This is a genomic window from Silvimonas sp. (assembly GCF_031291215.1).
In the GTDB taxonomy this organism is placed as follows: Bacteria; Pseudomonadota; Gammaproteobacteria; order Burkholderiales; family Chitinibacteraceae; genus Silvimonas; species Silvimonas soli.
The window spans coordinates 1-15,252 of the sequence record NZ_JARLJK010000123.1; the positions used below are offsets into that span (position 1 = coordinate 1).

Sequence of the window (15,252 nt, forward strand, 5' to 3'; positions counted from 1 at the left end):
ATGTGTTCGATTACATCCGGTTTTACAACCATCATCGCCGCCATTCGACGCTGGGGTATCTGACCCCGGCGGAATTCGAGCTGCGTAATTCAGCACTCAGTGCTTAACCCGGTGTCCGTTGAGGCCGGGCCAGACCAATTTCGCAAGCGATCCACCATAAAGTCATTGGCATTGTCCTGTCCGAACCTAGCGATACCCACCGTAGGAAGGCGTCTTGTTGCGGCAACACTCTCTGTCGCTACTCAATACCGGAAGGCACTCCTGTTCCACCACCTAACTTGCTGATTCTCCAACGATTCAAGTCTTGATACTCAAACTTAATTTCATAGTCAAAACTTGAATCCGTAACAAGCAGGAACACGCCCTCCGTCTTTCCTAATGCAGCCAGAAGGTCTTGTCCCTTTTGTGCGACGGGGTGGAAAAAATCCTTATGCTTGACGACATCAATAATATCAACGCCCGACTCATGCACATAGGAACCCTTCGCTTCAGATACTGAGTCGCGTAAGCAGAATCGCAAATATGCTTTACGCCAACTTGGCTCAATTTCTCGCACCAGCGATATAAAGCTCCTTGCTATATCGATGACGAGAGGAGTGGCTTCATCATTAACCATCAATACATCCTCCTAACATAGGTCTGTCCAGGCGCATTATTGAAGAGTTGACTGAACGAGTCCAGTATGGCCGCGCAACAGGTCCGTTTTGGATAGGGAGCCGTCATTCAAGGCATCCCGCACCACCGGCTGCTTTGGCCGACGAGCTGCCCACAGTTGGTTGGGGCTGACGGCAAATCGGCCAAAGCGGAAGTTGGCACCCACTACCGTCAATGGCAGCTGCCGACCCAGAGCAGACCACCAGAAGTGTCTACGAACTCGGGGCGATTCAATTACCACGCGGAAGAGCTCAAACGTGCTCTTCTTCGGCAGGATTATCGGTGGGAGTAGTCGCTTGGTGTTGGTGGTGTTGGCATTGACCTGCAGCGCATGAATGGTCTGCCAATTTCGCCAAGCGTAGGCGTGGCGCATCACTTCGGGAACTTCCAAAGGCCCACCATGGCCCATATGGAAGCGTTTGCCACCTCTTTCTACCATGCGAATCAGCTCACGCGATACGGTAGCCGGGTCGTCCTCGAAGGGCGGTCGAATGGCATGTCCCTTGAAGATCATCCCGCCAATCAGTATGCCCGAGGCAATCAGATCTCCAACCATCATGTCCTGAGAAGACAACTCCACTGCAATGGAGCCGGGCGTGTGACCAGCCGTATGCCGGGCAATGCCGTCTACCCCGAAGTCGAGCAGATTGAACAGGTTGCCGTTGGTCATCATGATGTCTGGAGCGAAACCCTCGTAGGGTTCGTGTGGAACCGGCGTCTTGAGAAACAGCTTGCCGACCCAACTCGTTGTGCAATAGGTCATCGGCTCCTTGCGGCTGTAGAAATCCACATCGGCCTGATGTGCCAGAATGGGCGCGCCCGACAGCTGGCGCAGGCGTGCTGCGCTGCCGGCATGGTCGGTATGAGCATGGGTGACGACGATCAGCTTGATGTCGCGGAACGTAAGACCGTGTCTGGCGAGAACCTTGCCGATCTTATGCTCCGATCCCGGAATACCCGTGTCAATAAGAATGCAGCCTGCGTCGCTGCGGATGAGATGGGCGTTGACCATGCCAAATGGCAGGATCGGTATCGTAATAATCTGAGTTTCAAACATACAAATATCCTTGGATGCATAGCGCCATTCCGGCAAGCGCAGGGGCACTCTTTGTAATTCGGCGGTTACGGCGTCACTGCGGTTCGCAGCGCGACGAATTCCCGGATTTGATGGGCCAGATCCTCTGGTGCCTCCAATGGAGAAAGGTGGCCGATGCCGGGCAGAACATGCAGCGTGGCGTGCGGTATGCGCGTCATTAATTCCTGCTGGAGCACTGCGGGCGGATCGACCTTATCTTTGTCGCCCGAGATGACGAGGGTGGGAACCCGGATCAGTGCCGCCTGTGCAGTAATGTCTTCCTGACTGGCTGCCAGCGGCCACGCCGCTTTGGCGGCTGGCGCGCCCTGCAGACTGTCGTGCACGACTGTTTGCAAATCTTCCGGCTGAAGCGGGGTGGCCGCCAGCATCTGTTCGACTGTGGCAAGAATGCTTTCCCGACTATCGTAGGCGTTGACCATGCCTTGCCTTGCCTCGAGCGGCACGTTCATCGGTGAGGGCGGCGACGGAGCCACCAGAACCAATCCCGCAAGCCCTGCCGGATGGCGCGATGCCAGCAACTGCGCGACTTTGCCGCCCATGGAATGCCCTACCAGGATGTAATGGTCGAGGCCCAGGCTATCGATCAGCCTTTGCGCATCATCAGCCAGGACAGCCAGCGTATAACCTTCGAGCGGTTTGTCCGATTGACCCCAGCCGCGCTGATCGACCGCTATCGTGCGGAAATCGGGCGTAAGGCTATGTGTGACATGCCGCCAGGTTCGGGATGAACCGCCCCAGTAATGGAGGAAGAAGAGCGCTGGCGCGCCGGTCCCGGAATCCTCGACATGAAGTTTGATGGTATTCGATACGGTGTTCATCAGATTGCTCCAGAAACAGGCCGACGACGCGAACGTCGTGGCCTGGGTGGAATCAGGCAGCGGCTTGAAGGATAAAGTCGCTGACAACAGCGGGATGCGAGAGCATCGGAACATGGCTGGAGGCGACATGCCCGATTGCGGCATTCATGCGCGCGGCCATGCGTTCCTGATCCACGCGCAGGATCGCCATATCGTCGTCCCCGATCAGATAGAAAGTTGGACGACCGCGCCACGCGGCCTGCGTCAGTGTGCCGCCGAGCGCTGCAGCATTGATCGGGCCTTGCGTAGCATGGACCAGCGTCTGCTCCACGGGGTCAAGATCCTGTGCGAACAGCGTGGCGACTCCCTTCTGCGTCAGCGACAGGAAACCTTCCGCATCGGGCCGGATCTCGGCATTGAGCGGGGCTGCTTCAAACTGGGCGAAGAGCGAGCCGGCGGATTCTCCCGCATCGGGCGCAAACGCGTCGATATAGACCAGCCGCGTGACCTTGGGGTCGTTGCCTGCCTCTCCGATCACGGCGCCGGCGTAGCTGTGGCCAACCAGCACCACGTCGCCCTGTGCCAGTGCAATGGCGCGGCGAACCGCAGCGACATCGGCCTCGAAACTGGTGAGCGGCAGCTGGACGGCATTAACCTTCATGCCCTTGGCCACCAGCAACGGAATGATTTTGGCCCAGCTTGAGCCGTCTGCCCAGGCACCGTGAACGAGGATTACGTTAGATACAGTCATGTCTTTCTCCTTGGAAATGGGTTGGAATTATTAGTCGTGCCAGTGTGAACAGCGGATAACAGAGCAGAAGTTGCCGCGATGGAAATGCGGTTCCTTGTCGGCGATGACATCCGCCTTGACGTTGCCGAAGGTGGTATCGGGCTTGTGTTTGATGCCGTCGTAAAAGGCCTGAATGATGTCTTCCTTGAAGGCGGCGGTGCGCGGGAAGGCAGCGACCACGGCCTCACGAACCTCATGGGCGTAGCGGTCGTAAGTCAGGCCCAGCACGTCCATCTCGACGCCAGCGGTGGTCAGGGCGATCACCGGATCCATGAACTCCGGCACGCCTGGCGTCGTGTGCAACGCAATACCGGTCCACACCTTTTCAATGTCGGCGGGATTGAGCTTGTAGCTTTGCAGGAAGTCGCGGGCGGCATTCGCGCCATCGACCTCGAAGCGCAGATTCGCGCTACTGTGCGACGGCATCAGGCCGATATCGTGGAACATCGTCGCCGCGTACAGCAGCTCCGTGTTAAAGCTCAGGCCACGCTGCTGTCCTGCGATGGCGCCAAAGTAAAAGACCCGGCTCGAATGGTTGAACAGCAGTTCGGTCTCGGTATCACGTACAAACTCGGTGATCGCACGCGCCAATGCGCTGTCGGGTATGGTGATGCCATTTATGGCGGGGACTGCCTGATGGTTGTGAGTCAAAGTCGTTCTCCGTGTGAGACTGATATCCCGGCAAAAGAGGGTTCTGCCGGTTAATGGTTGTCAGTTCGGGTACTCGAAGAGGACGTTGAGCCGACGAGAGAATGATCGCGGCAATCGAATTTGGCAGCAATTGATACCTGCCACGAAAATCTGCCAACCGTATGTCATAATCTGCCAACAGGGCCCAGCGGGTGCCTGAGCTTCGCAATGCGCGATATTTTTTGACAAAGGACACCAACACTCATGCCAAAGAAAGATGTCGCGATAGTCATATTCGATGGCGTACAGGCGCTCGACGTCGCCGGTCCGCTCGATGTGTTTGCAGCAGCGAATGGGTTTTTGCCGGAAGAGGATCGTTACAATTGCATTTTGGTGGCGGGTAACACGCAGCCTTTGCGCGGTTCCAACGGCATGTGGATGGTCGCTGATCTCAGTTTCGCGCAGGCGCAGCAGGTTTTTCACACGGTGCTGGTGGCAGGCGGTCCGAATCTTCCTGCCAGTCCATCCGGCGATGCCTTGTCGGCGTGGCTGAGAGAATGGGGTGCTTCAGCCGAACGATATGGCTCGATCTGTACCGGCGCTTTTGCGCTCGGCCATGCGGGTCTTCTTGATGGCCGGATCGTCACGACTCACTGGCTTTGCTCAGCTCAGCTTGCAGCGCAATTTCCGGCGGCGCGTGTCGAGCATGACCGGATTTATGCGCGCGATGATCATCTGGTGACATCCGCAGGTGTAACGGCCGGCATCGACCTTAGTCTCGCCCTGGTTGGAGAAGATCACGGAGCCGCTTTATCTCTTGCGTGTGCCAAGGCGCTCGTCGTCGTGGCGCAGCGCCAAGGGGGGCAATCCCAGTTCAGTCCTTTGCTACTCACTGCCAGCGACGCGGGAACGCCGCTGGGTAAAGTTCAGGCCTATGTCATGGACCATATCCACGAGACCTTTCCGGTCGAGCGGCTGGCCGAAATCGGCGGTGTCAGTGCGCGCAGCATCGCTCGCCTCTTCATCAGTGAGCTGGGCATCACACCGCATGAATTCGTGGAAAACGTACGCCTGGACCGGGCTCGCAATCTGCTTGAGTCTACGGAGGCAGCACTTAAGAGCGTTGCTTTCGACTGCGGTTTTTCCAGCCCCGATCAGATGCGGAGCGCTTTTCAACGTCGACTCAATATCACGCCACAGCAATATCGCGGGAATTTCAGAACCATGTGAGCGCGTAAAACGCGATGAACACGGGGACGCGCACCCCTGGCGGGTGCAAGTGCCATCCACATTCAAAACCAAGTATTAAGGGTGTTGGCTATGGCGGCAGAACAAGTCCGCTTCATGTGAGACAACAGACGTTGACGACCGTTATCGCGACTGACCGTTTTGGCCGAAAAGCGAGCATTGCCCAATGCCCTTAACTGGGTGTCAACCATGGCAGGGGCAGACCACTCATCAAAAGTTGCACAGCGCCGAAGCTTGGCCATAGATCTCCGCACCACTCTCCTTATGGGAACGCCAGCGAGGCTGGTATAGGATAAAAAAACAGTTAAAACCCGTCAAAGGAAGGGCTCCAGTGATTGCCAACTACGACATCCTTGTCCGCTTGCTGGCCGCCGCAGTGCTGGGTGGGGCGATCGGTTTTGAGCGCGAGCGGCTATCGTGGTCTGCGGGTTTACGCACCCACATGCTGGTTTGCGTAGGCGCCGCACTGTTCATGATCGTTTCGGCCTTCGGATTCAGCGACGTCCTGCAAGATGCGCATACCGTACTTGACCCATCGCGCGTCGCGGCGCAAGTCGTGTCCGGTATCGGTTTTCTGGGCGCTGGCTCCATTCTGATGCGCGGCGAGGTAGTCAAGGGGCTTACCACTGCCGCCAGTCTGTGGTCTGTTGCCGCAGTGGGGCTAGCCTGCGGAGGCGGACTTTATTTTGCCGCCATAAGTGCTGCAATCATCATCCTGGTGATTCTGGCCGGCATAAAGCCGCTGGAACGCATGTACCGGGAAAAAGCCCAACGGCGAGAACTTCGCATCATCGCCAGCCACGCGCAGCTTTCCCCGGAGATGTTCAATGCCCTGCTGCCCAAAGGCACCGCTAAGGTAAAACAATTTGTACTCAAGCCGCTGGAACTGATGGAGACCGATGAAATCATCGTGACCTTGTCACGTGTCAGCCCACCCGAGTTCGAGCAGATCGTCGCAGCCCTTAAATCGCTGCCTGCTGTGCGGCATATGGAAGAGCGTGACATTGTCGGTGGCTTATGACCCTATACAGAAGGAACGTAGGGTGTCTTGGGAGAGTGTGTTACTGAGTAATGCAAAAGCCCAAGGCGTAATCGTGTTTGATTTCAGCTTTTCTGCGCTGTTGCTCGCAACGCTGTTAATTTGCACTCAATCCTGACCCGGGGGGTGCGGATAAAATCTTGGACTGGTTAAGCGATGAATCCCAGACTTTTCCGGTACTCGACTGGGCTGTTCGCGCCGCTGCTCAGCAATGGCCCAAAATTAGGTTTTGCTGGTGGGGCGACTGCCAATTACCTTAACCAGTTCGATGTTGGCTCTCCGATCTCCATGACGGGGGCTCAGGCCAAATACTCCAATACGGGTTCCTGGACGGCCGCGCTCTACAACCGGTCCTATTGGGATGACAATACAAAACGGTTTCTCGGTGCCATCGTGCAAGCGAAAGCCAGGAACGACTACAACAATTATCTTGGTGGGGGGCCGGCTTCGGTGGACACCCACCTGCAGCTCTATTACGCCCGTTACCAGCAGCGTATCGGCGATTTGCCTTGGTACGTCGGTGGCAGCTACGTTTACAGCAACATTGATCCGCAGGCCGCGGACGATGCCGCCAACTTCATCATGACGCGATACGACATCGGAAATGTCTACAACGGTGGCCTTGGCCTCAACGTAACCTACGACACGCGCAACAACGTGATGAACCCCAAGTCGGGCATGCATCTGGAGTTCGCCATTACGTCGTATAACAAGGCGTTTGCCGGCGACTACGATTACTGGGCCTACAATGCACAGGCGTCTTATTTCCAGCTGGTTTCATCGAAACTCACCATCGCATACAACGCCAGCTGGCTTGCCACGCCCGATGCGCCATCCTCATCTCAAGCGACGTTGCGTCGTTATCGGGGATATACCACTGGAGAAAATTCAGCGGAAAATTCGCTCGTCACCCAAGTGGAGGCCCGCTATGCATTTCGTCCCCGCTGGGAGGCGGCGGTCTTCGGTGGCGTGGCCAGCCTGTTTGACGGAGATCACAAGATTGGTGACCAGGGTAACTGGTACCCCATGGGGGGCGTAGGTGTTCGGTACGTCCTTGATCCGAAAAGCCAGTCGCTGCTGCGAATGGATTACGCGATGGGGAAATCCGGTAACAGCGGCCTGTATCTGGCAATGGGACAGCCCTTCTGAGGCGTCTGCCAGTGCGTTGTCCGTCAGGGGTTTGGCGCAGCTGTCCCGGAGGTGTTTTATCTTGTTAATTTGTTTCGTTGCAAGCAATGCCACGCCAGTTATAGCAGCCTGCGCGTGATTTACATTCATGACGTGTTCGTGCCAGTCAATCCACTGCAACTACCCAAACTGGACCAGGAGCTATTAGCCGCCCTTCGTACCGCTACGTCGCCCATCTGACAGCCATATCTGGCTAGCTAGCTACGCTCTCTGCTTCGGGGAAAATAGAGAGTCAACGCCAGTCGGAATCAGTTTTCGGATGCATGCAAAGGCTGACTTGCATCCCAGGTGTCAGGCTGCGCTACGATCTCTTTGGGCCAGACCACGACATCGTCGACGAGATAGAGCTGGCAAAGCCGCCTCGCGGCAGATTTGCAGCTCTTCAGCGCGTAAAAGCTGGGGTCGTCGCTATTGGCTGACCAGCCGCACGCGCCATCAGCGCTGAAGGCAAATGCGCGCGGCGCGACATTCTCGTAGACAAATCGGCGATATGCTGACTTACAGCCTTGGTCGCTCGTTGGCAAAACAATAAAGTTGCGCGGGCTCTCGGCGTAGCCGGTGGCTTTTGGTGCCGGCAGATCGACGTATTGCGGGTTGATCACTGCGGTCGGCAGGCCGTGGGCCTGGAGAAAGGGCTCTGCCTTGGGCCACCAGATATTCTCGAAACTCTGGCGTGTGCCAAAGAGACCGTGTGCAACGCTTTGAGGAGCCGCAAAACGCACCAGCTCGGCCCGCCCGCCCGCCGCTTGATAGCGTCGGTACAGCCTGGCAGCAATTTCGGCTGGGGTGTATGCGTCATCTTCGCCATGAAACCAGAGTGAATCGACCTTGGCATCCGAGCCGAGATTGGTGTAGGTCTCGTTGCGAGCAGTTTCCAAATCGCAGGATGCGTTGTCGGGCCAGTAAATACCGTCGGCGAAGCTCAGTATCGCCCTGACACCAGTGACATTGCGCTCCGCCTGCGCCAGGGCAACCAAACCGCCGAGCGACTGCCCGATAACCAGAATGCGGTTGCCATCCACGTCCGGCCGGGCACGCAGCAGTTCAATGACCTTGATGACATCGTCCGCCTGATCGCGAGCCCACTGGGTGATGTTGCAACCCTCCAGGTCGTACTTGCCACCCGACCTCGAGTAACCGCGCCGCATCGGCAGCGCGACGAGGTAGCCGCGTTTCAGGAATTCCTGCGCCATCAGTGGATAACGCTGCCGCTCCTGAAGAGAGGCCTCACCGGCTTTTTTGCCGTGGTTGATCACCACCAGCGGAAACGGGCCCGGCCCGGCCGGCTTGTAGAGCGTGGTTTCCAGATCAAAACCTTGCGGGCCAGACCCGACCTCCAGCATCAGTACCTGCTCGTTCAGATCTTTCCGCAAGGGAGGGTCGTCATCTGCAGCGTGGGCAATCAGACTGGCGAATAGGCAGAGAACGGCGGCAAGGAGCTTTTTTTTCATGAAAATCCATCTTTTTGTATCCGGGAGAAACCATAAAAGTGAATTGCCACTGTTTTCATAGCCAGTTGGTGCTCATTGTTGGATAGCCGCCCACGACAGGTGTCTGGAACACGTTGCGTGGCAGCTATTCGAATAGTGGATTCATAACGACAGGGTATCGACAAAAGGCGGGGCTGCTCAGGCACTAGTAGTCCGGTTCTTCGAGACACTGGAGCAGTTCAGACAATAGCTGCTTGAAAATCAACAGTTTGTTGGTTTATGTGTTTGAAATTCAACACTTCTGATTGGCCAGCGAAATGAATTGCCTTCTCCGCACGCAATGAATTTTCAATAAAAACAATAATAATCATGGCGTTGAATATTTTCCAAAGCAATGCCAATGGCTTGGCACGTGCCTTGCTATGACATGACCTGTCATAACAAGTTATGTGAAGTGTTGCCATGTATGAACCTTTAATTGCCCGTACTCACTCCCACATCTCACTCTATAGCCAGATCCGGGAGGAACTGCGCGGGCGCATCATGACGGGCAGTTATTTGCCGCACGAAAAGATGCCCTCAGAGAGCGAATTGATGCGTGTATATGGGGTCAGTCGTATCACCGTGCGTCAGGCCTTGGGTGATCTGGAAAAAGAGTCGCTGATCTTCCGCGTGGCGGGAAAAGGCTCATTTGTGGCCAAGCCCAAACCGTTTCAGGAACTGGGGCGGCTGCAAGGCTTTGCTGAGGCCATGTCCGGCCAAGGGCATGAGATACACAACCGACTGGTGAGTCTGCATACCTTACCCGCCAATGCCGAAGTGGCTGCCCGGCTGGCGCTGCCCGAATTCACGCCAGTGACGCAGATTCGCCGCATCCGTTATCTGAACCGCGAGCCGGTCTCGCTGGATGTCACGTACGTCAGCACCCGCATTGGCGAGCGGCTGGCACGGGAGGACCTGGCCTCGCGCGATATCTTTCTGATCCTCGAAAACGACTACGACATTGCACTTGGCCATGCTGACCTGGCCATCGATGCCCAACTGGCAGATGCCGATCTCGCAGGCCTGCTGAGTGTGCCTGTGAATTCACCCATCTTGCGGATCGAGCGGCTAACCCATACCCGCGAAGGCGCGCCGGTTGATTTTGAATACCTTTATTGCCGCCCGGACAACTTCCAGTACCGGCTGCGCATTTCCCGCAACTGAGCCCGCTTGAGCGAGAAACCCATGAATACGATTGAACATGAAGTCGATGTATTGGTCATCGGCGGTGGTACTGCCGGGCCGATGGCGGCGGTAAAGGCCAAACAGGCCAACCCGGCATCACGCGTGCTGTTGCTGGAAAAAGCCAATGTCAAACGCAGCGGCGCCATCTCGATGGGGATGGATGGACTCAACAACGCCGTAATCCCGGGCCACGCCACGCCAGAACAGTATGTGCGTGAGATAACCGCCGCCAATGATGGCATCGTCAACCAGAAAACCGTGATGGCGTACGCACAGAACAGCTTTGCCATGATCGAAGAACTGGATCGCTGGGGCGTGAAGTTTGAGAAAGACGAAACCGGTGATTTTGCGGTGAAAAAGGTGCACCACATGGGCAGCTACGTGCTGCCGATGCCGGAAGGGCACGACATTAAAAAGGTGCTCTATCGCCAGCTCAAGAAAACCCGGGTAGAGATTACCAATCGTTTGGTGGCCACCCGCCTCATCGTGGGTACAGATGGCCGTATCGCGGGCACCTTTGCGTTTGACTGCCGTACCGGCGATTTTCATGTCGTGCGTGCCAAGGCGGTGGTGCTGGCCACCGGCGCGGCGGGTCGGCTGGGCTTACCGGCTTCGGGTTACCTGTTCGGTACCTATGAGAACCCGACCAATGCCGGCGACGGTTACAGCATGGCGTTTCATGCCGGGGCCGAGCTGTCTGGGATTGAGTGCTTCCAGATCAACCCGCTGATCAAAGACTACAACGGCCCGGCGTGCGCCTACGTGACCGGCCCGTTCGGTGGCTACACCACCAATAGCAAAGGCGAGCGATTTATTGAGTGCGATTACTGGAGCGGACAAATGATGCTCGAATTCCAGCGTGAATTGGCCGGTGGCAATGGCCCGGTGTTTCTCAAGCTGGATCATCTGGCCGAAGAAACCATCAGCACAATCGAAACCATTTTGCATACCAATGAACGCCCCAGCCGTGGCCGCTTTCATGCTGGCCGAGGCACCGATTACCGCGAGCGCATGGTGGAAATGCATATTTCGGAAATCGGTCTGTGCAGTGGGCATTCCGCGTCCGGGGTGTGGGTAGATGAACATGCGGCGACCACCGTGCCGGGTTTGTTTGCAGCGGGTGATCTGGCATGCGTGCCCCACAACTACATGCTGGGTGCTTTTGTGTATGGCAAGTTCGCGGGCGAATCGGCAGCCCGGCACGCCGGTGATCACGCGCATGCCCCGGTCGATGACGCGCAGATTGCTACCGAACGTCAGCGCGTGTGGGCACCGCTGCTGCGCACCGCAGGCCTGCCGCCCGCTCAGGTGGAATACAAATTGCGCCGAATGGTGAACGACTATCTGCAGCCGCCCAAAGTGACCCGCAAGATGGAAATCGGGTTGGAGCGCTTTGAAGCCATTCGCCACGATCTGGACCAACTACACGCCAATAACCCGCATGAACTGATGCGGGCCATGGAAGTTCATGCCATTCGCGATTGCGCAGAGATGGCGGCCAGAGCCTCTTTGTTTCGCACGGAAAGTCGCTGGGGCTTGTACCACGAGCGGGTGGATTTCCCCGAGCGCAACGATGCGGACTGGATGGTGCATGTGCAGACCCATAAGAACGAACGCGGCGATATGTACTGCTTCAAACGCGCACTGGAGCCTGCGGTCATCGCCATGGCCGATGCGGAAAAAACCGCTTACCAGCAATTACGGATTCCGCCCCAACCCCACACCGCGAGTCTCCCGGCATGAGCTTTCCAGTGTTTTCCCTTGCCCAGCAGCGCATCAGCGTACCGGTACGCATTGATGAAGAAAAATGCATCGCCGACAAAGGCTGCACGGTCTGCGTGGATGTCTGCCCGCTGGATGTGCTGGCCATCGACCTGACCAAAGGCAAGGCCTATATGGCGTTCGACGAATGTTGGTACTGCATGCCGTGCGAGAAAGACTGCCCGACTGGCGCGGTACAGGTCGATATTCCGTATTTGCTGCGCTGACGCCGCCGTACACACGCCCCATAACAAGACTTTTCACCGGAGTTGAACCATGAATGTGCTTCACCGTCTGCTCGCCCTGGGGTTTGCCGGGCTAAGCGCCAGCCTCGTCCACGCCGAAACCATCCGCATTGCCATTGGCACGCAGGACACCACCATCAATTGCGCCTCCGGTGGTTTGATGATTCGCGAACTCAAACTGCTCGACAAATACCTGCCGCATGACGGCAAGTACAAAGATGTCACTTATGACATCGAGTGGAAGAACTTTACCTCTGGCGCACCGCTGACCAACGAAATGGTGGCAGATCGCCTGGATATTGGTTCGATGGCAGATTTCCCCGGTTCGCTCAATGGGGCGGCTTTTGAGAAGGCTGGCAAAAAGAGTCTGTTCATCACCGTTTTGTCCGGCAGTACCCAAGGCAGCGGTAATGGCATCGTGGTGCCCAAAGATTCGTCCATCCAGTCGATCGCCGACTTGCGCGGCAAAACGGTGTCAGTGCCGTTTGCCTCCACTGCTCACGGCATGTTGCTGCGCGCACTTAAAACGCAGGGTATAGACCCCGATAAGGACATCACCATTTTGACTCAGGCGCCAGAAGTGGCGGCGCCTGCCCTGCAGACCGGAAAAATCGACGCACACGCGGATTTTGTGCCCTTTGCCGAGTTATTCCCGTATCGCGGTTTTGCCCGCAAGATATTTGATGGCTCACAAGCGGGGGCTGCCACGTTTCACGGTTCCCTGGTTAACGCGGAATACGCCAGAAAATACCCGGAAATTGTCACAGCTTATTTGCGTGCGGCCATTGAAGCGGATCGCCTGTTTGCCGCTGAGCCAGAAAAATACAGTGAGCTGATCGAAAAAACGACTGGGGTAGAGGCTGAAGTGGCCTATCTGTTTCATGGCCCTCTTGGTCTGCAAACCCGTGACTTTACCTGGAAGCCGGAATATCGCCAGGCGCTCAAAACGTCGATCGAAACACTCAAATATCTGAAGAAAACCGACGCAAATCTGGACGTAAACAGCTTTATTGATGATCGCTACCTGCGCGACGCATTCCGGCTTTCCGGTAAAGACTACGAAGCCAGTTTGAAAGACTACAACCGGCTGGCATTGAACGCCAATGACGCGCTGACTGGGAAGCCCATTACCAATATCAAACGCGTGGCCCAGGTATGGGTAACAGGTGAAGCTCATGTACGCAGTTATCAGTCCCCCGAAAACGCGTTTACCGATGCCCGCAAACTGGAAAACCAGGGCAAGAAGATCCGCGTGATTTACGCCCAAGACTACAACAGCGGCATCAAACTGTTTGCTCAGCAGGCGTGGTTTGCAAAAGACAGCAAAGGGCAACTCGCTGCGTTTTTGCTCAAAGACAACGCCGCCAACTGGGCAAAGGCCAATGGGGCCCGCGTGCTTGATTACGCCAGCGCACGCCAAACCGCCAAGCTGGCTAGTAACTGAAGGGGCAGGGTCATGAGCTCTCTCGCCAAACCAGTCCCGATCCTGCCTGCCGACACAATGCAGAAATGGCCTAAGCTGGCGTGGTCGAAACATGCAACGCAGTTGGTCTCGCTGGCGGTATGCGTGTTGCTGTGGCATCTGGCGGCTAGCCAACATTGGCGCACCGGATTGGTCACCTTTGCCAACGTACCACAACCGCTGGAGGTACTTGCCGCAGCACGCGATCTGCTGGTGTCACCCAAACTGCTGTTTCATTTGCGCGCCAGTTTGTTTCGAGTGCTCGCCGGGTTTGGCATTGCCGGGTTATTGGGTGTGGCGGCCGGATTATTGATCGGGCGCTTTACCTGGGCTCAGCGCAGCTTGCTGCCGCCCCTGGAGGTGCTGCGTCCGATTCCCGCCGTAGCGTGGATTCCACTCTCCGTGCTGGTGTTTCCGTCGTCTGAAGCCAGCATGATTTTCATCACCTTCGTGGGCGCAGTGTTCCCGATTCTGCTCAACACAATACACGGCGTGGAAGGGGTAGACGCCCGGCTGATTGCATCGGCCCGCAGCCTGGGCTCAGGACGTCTGCGTGTGTTTGCCGAGGTCATTGTGCCTGCTGCGGCCCCGGCGATTGTCACCGGCCTGTCGATTGGCATGGGTACTTGCTGGTTTTGCCTTGTCACCGCAGAAATGATCTCTGGCCAGTTCGGCATCGGGTACTACACGTGGGAGTCTTATACGTTGCAAAACTACGCCAATATCATTGTCGGCATGCTGTTGATCGGCGGGCTGGGGATGGGCAGCAGCGCGTTGATTCGGGCCGCCGGTAACTGGCTGATGCCGTGGTATCGCAGGGGAGCACACCACCCATGAGCACGCCAGGCATCGCCCAACCCGGGCGTATTGATATCGACAAGCTCTCTATTTCGTTAGGGCAGGGTGCAGCCGCGTTTGAGGCCGTGCAGCAAGTGTCACTCAGCATCAGTCCGGGTGAATTTGTTTGCCTGCTCGGGCCATCAGGTTGTGGCAAATCCACATTGCTGGGCGCGCTGGCCGGGCATTTGACCCCTACGCAAGGACAAGTGCAACTGGATGGCGTGACCATTACCGGACCCCACCCGGAGCGTGGGCTAGTGTTCCAGCATCACACCCTGTTCCCGTGGAAATCGGTGCGTGACAACGTGGCCTTTGGCCTGAAAATGCAGGGCATCGGCAGGACCGAACGGGATCGCAAGGCGCAGGAATTAATCGAAATGGTTGGGCTGGGCGGGTTCGAACGGCATTATCCGGGCGAGCTTTCCGGCGGCATGCAGCAACGCGTGGAAATTGCCCGCGTGCTGATCAACAAGCCGCGCGTATTACTCATGGACGAGCCCTTCGGAGCGCTTGATGCGCTGACACGACTCAAGATGCAGGAATTGCTGCTGGATATCTGGGGCCGCATCCACACCACGGTTTTGTTTATTACCCACGATATTGACGAGGCGTTGTTTCTGGCGGACCGCATTCTGGTGATGGGGCCTCGTCCGGGCCGCATTATTGAAACACTGGCACTGGATTTTCCCCGCCCGCGCCAAGCGGAACTCATGACTTCAAGCCACTTTGCGGATCTGAAACGGCACTGCCTGAACCTGCTGCGGCACGACAACCCGCAAGTCCAATTGCCCCGGTTAACCCCCTTGGGTACGCCACCCGCTCACCAACTGCAATTTGCGATCTGA

Annotated in this window: 17 protein-coding genes; 10 read left to right on the plus strand and 7 right to left on the minus strand. The window is 56.8% G+C overall.

All coding sequences use genetic code 11. From position 1 onward, the window contains the following. The coding region (locus P4L78_RS14970; protein WP_309327294.1) for an IS3 family transposase at positions 1 to 107 on the plus strand (107 nt) is incomplete at its 5' end. A 131-nt stretch (positions 108 to 238) separates the two neighbouring features. On the opposite strand, the gene P4L78_RS14975 is transcribed toward P4L78_RS14970, so the two are convergent. From P4L78_RS14975 to P4L78_RS14995, 5 genes are all read right to left on the minus strand, one after another. Beyond that, positions 239 to 616 (minus strand): hypothetical protein, encoded by a 378-nt coding sequence (locus P4L78_RS14975; protein WP_309328652.1) that lies wholly within the window; start codon positions 614 to 616, stop codon positions 239 to 241. A 36-nt stretch (positions 617 to 652) separates the two neighbouring features. Then, on the minus strand, positions 653 to 1,711 hold the full coding sequence (locus tag P4L78_RS14980) for an MBL fold metallo-hydrolase (protein ID WP_309328653.1): 1,059 nt from the start codon (positions 1,709 to 1,711) through the stop codon (positions 653 to 655). A 65-nt stretch (positions 1,712 to 1,776) separates the two neighbouring features. Next, positions 1,777 to 2,568: an alpha/beta hydrolase gene (locus tag P4L78_RS14985; protein WP_309328654.1), complete on the minus strand. Its 792-nt coding sequence runs from the start codon at positions 2,566 to 2,568 to the stop codon at positions 1,777 to 1,779. 52 nt (positions 2,569 to 2,620) lie between these two features. After that, a complete protein-coding gene (locus P4L78_RS14990; protein WP_309328655.1) occupies positions 2,621 to 3,298 on the minus strand; it encodes an alpha/beta hydrolase in 678 nt (225 codons plus the stop codon). Positions 3,299 to 3,328: 30 nt separating this feature from the next. Beyond that, positions 3,329 to 3,988, minus strand: coding sequence for an HD domain-containing protein (locus P4L78_RS14995; RefSeq protein ID WP_309328656.1), 660 nt, complete (start codon positions 3,986 to 3,988; stop codon positions 3,329 to 3,331). Between the two features lie 243 nt (positions 3,989 to 4,231). Here P4L78_RS14995 and P4L78_RS15000 point away from each other — a divergent pair, with 243 nt between their 5' ends. The 3 genes from P4L78_RS15000 to P4L78_RS15010 all read left to right on the plus strand — a co-directional run bounded on the left by P4L78_RS15000 (position 4,232) and on the right by P4L78_RS15010 (position 7,403). Continuing rightward, the gene (locus P4L78_RS15000) at positions 4,232 to 5,197 is read left to right on the plus strand and encodes a GlxA family transcriptional regulator (RefSeq protein ID WP_309328657.1); all 966 of its coding nucleotides are present in this window, start codon (positions 4,232 to 4,234) and stop codon (positions 5,195 to 5,197) included. A 349-nt stretch (positions 5,198 to 5,546) separates the two neighbouring features. Beyond that, positions 5,547 to 6,236 (plus strand): MgtC/SapB family protein, encoded by a 690-nt coding sequence (locus tag P4L78_RS15005; protein WP_309328658.1) that lies wholly within the window; start codon positions 5,547 to 5,549, stop codon positions 6,234 to 6,236. A 174-nt stretch (positions 6,237 to 6,410) separates the two neighbouring features. Then, the gene (locus tag P4L78_RS15010) at positions 6,411 to 7,403 is read left to right on the plus strand and encodes a BamA/TamA family outer membrane protein (protein ID WP_309328659.1); all 993 of its coding nucleotides are present in this window, start codon (positions 6,411 to 6,413) and stop codon (positions 7,401 to 7,403) included. A gap of 287 nt (positions 7,404 to 7,690) precedes the next feature. On the opposite strand, the gene P4L78_RS15015 is transcribed toward P4L78_RS15010, so the two are convergent. Together P4L78_RS15015 and P4L78_RS15020 are read right to left on the minus strand one after the other, a co-directional pair. Then, complete coding sequence (locus tag P4L78_RS15015) at positions 7,691 to 8,893, minus strand: CocE/NonD family hydrolase (protein ID WP_309328660.1); 1,203 nt, start codon at positions 8,891 to 8,893, stop codon at positions 7,691 to 7,693. Between the two features lie 218 nt (positions 8,894 to 9,111). Then, positions 9,112 to 9,336 (minus strand): hypothetical protein, encoded by a 225-nt coding sequence (locus P4L78_RS15020; protein WP_309328661.1) that lies wholly within the window; start codon positions 9,334 to 9,336, stop codon positions 9,112 to 9,114. On the opposite strand from P4L78_RS15020, the gene P4L78_RS15025 reads away from it, so the two are divergent. Genes P4L78_RS15025 through P4L78_RS15050 form a run of 6 tightly spaced genes read left to right on the plus strand, consistent with a single transcriptional unit; the run spans position 9,335 to position 15,252 of the window. Next, on the plus strand, positions 9,335 to 10,078 hold the full coding sequence (locus P4L78_RS15025; RefSeq protein ID WP_309328662.1) for a GntR family transcriptional regulator: 744 nt from the start codon (positions 9,335 to 9,337) through the stop codon (positions 10,076 to 10,078). The two genes, P4L78_RS15020 and P4L78_RS15025, sit on opposite strands and share 2 nt — an antisense overlap. Before the next feature lie 21 nt (positions 10,079 to 10,099). Beyond that, positions 10,100 to 11,842, plus strand: coding sequence for a fumarate reductase/succinate dehydrogenase flavoprotein subunit (locus P4L78_RS15030; RefSeq protein ID WP_309328663.1), 1,743 nt, complete (start codon positions 10,100 to 10,102; stop codon positions 11,840 to 11,842). A gap of 8 nt (positions 11,843 to 11,850) precedes the next feature. Then, positions 11,851 to 12,087 carry a ferredoxin family protein gene (locus P4L78_RS15035; RefSeq protein WP_309328664.1) on the plus strand — a complete coding sequence of 79 codons (237 nt, stop codon included), beginning with the start codon at positions 11,851 to 11,853 and terminating at the stop codon, positions 12,085 to 12,087. 49 nt (positions 12,088 to 12,136) lie between these two features. Beyond that, positions 12,137 to 13,549, plus strand: coding sequence for an ABC transporter substrate-binding protein (locus tag P4L78_RS15040; RefSeq protein ID WP_309328665.1), 1,413 nt, complete (start codon positions 12,137 to 12,139; stop codon positions 13,547 to 13,549). Between the two features lie 12 nt (positions 13,550 to 13,561). Beyond that, positions 13,562 to 14,404, plus strand: coding sequence for an ABC transporter permease (locus P4L78_RS15045; protein WP_309328666.1), 843 nt, complete (start codon positions 13,562 to 13,564; stop codon positions 14,402 to 14,404). Next, positions 14,401 to 15,252 carry an ABC transporter ATP-binding protein gene (locus P4L78_RS15050; RefSeq protein ID WP_309328667.1) on the plus strand — a complete coding sequence of 284 codons (852 nt, stop codon included), beginning with the start codon at positions 14,401 to 14,403 and terminating at the stop codon, positions 15,250 to 15,252. Before P4L78_RS15045 ends, P4L78_RS15050 begins: the two co-directional genes overlap by 4 nt.

Coding starts and splice junctions, on each gene's coding strand:
- P4L78_RS14975 (WP_309328652.1), bottom strand. CDS start 616: ATGGTTAATGATGAAGCCACTCCTCTCGTCATCGATATAGCAAGGAGC.
- P4L78_RS14980 (WP_309328653.1), bottom strand. CDS start 1,711: ATGTTTGAAACTCAGATTATTACGATACCGATCCTGCCATTTGGCATG.
- P4L78_RS14985 (WP_309328654.1), bottom strand. CDS start 2,568: ATGAACACCGTATCGAATACCATCAAACTTCATGTCGAGGATTCCGGG.
- P4L78_RS14990 (WP_309328655.1), bottom strand. CDS start 3,298: ATGACTGTATCTAACGTAATCCTCGTTCACGGTGCCTGGGCAGACGGC.
- P4L78_RS15000 (WP_309328657.1), top strand. CDS start 4,232: ATGCCAAAGAAAGATGTCGCGATAGTCATATTCGATGGCGTACAGGCG.
- P4L78_RS15010 (WP_309328659.1), top strand. CDS start 6,411: ATGAATCCCAGACTTTTCCGGTACTCGACTGGGCTGTTCGCGCCGCTG.
- P4L78_RS15015 (WP_309328660.1), bottom strand. CDS start 8,893: ATGAAAAAAAAGCTCCTTGCCGCCGTTCTCTGCCTATTCGCCAGTCTG.
- P4L78_RS15025 (WP_309328662.1), top strand. CDS start 9,335: ATGTATGAACCTTTAATTGCCCGTACTCACTCCCACATCTCACTCTAT.
- P4L78_RS15020 (WP_309328661.1), bottom strand. CDS start 9,336: ATGGCAACACTTCACATAACTTGTTATGACAGGTCATGTCATAGCAAG.
- P4L78_RS15030 (WP_309328663.1), top strand. CDS start 10,100: ATGAATACGATTGAACATGAAGTCGATGTATTGGTCATCGGCGGTGGT.
- P4L78_RS15040 (WP_309328665.1), top strand. CDS start 12,137: ATGAATGTGCTTCACCGTCTGCTCGCCCTGGGGTTTGCCGGGCTAAGC.
- P4L78_RS15045 (WP_309328666.1), top strand. CDS start 13,562: ATGAGCTCTCTCGCCAAACCAGTCCCGATCCTGCCTGCCGACACAATG.
- P4L78_RS15050 (WP_309328667.1), top strand. CDS start 14,401: ATGAGCACGCCAGGCATCGCCCAACCCGGGCGTATTGATATCGACAAG.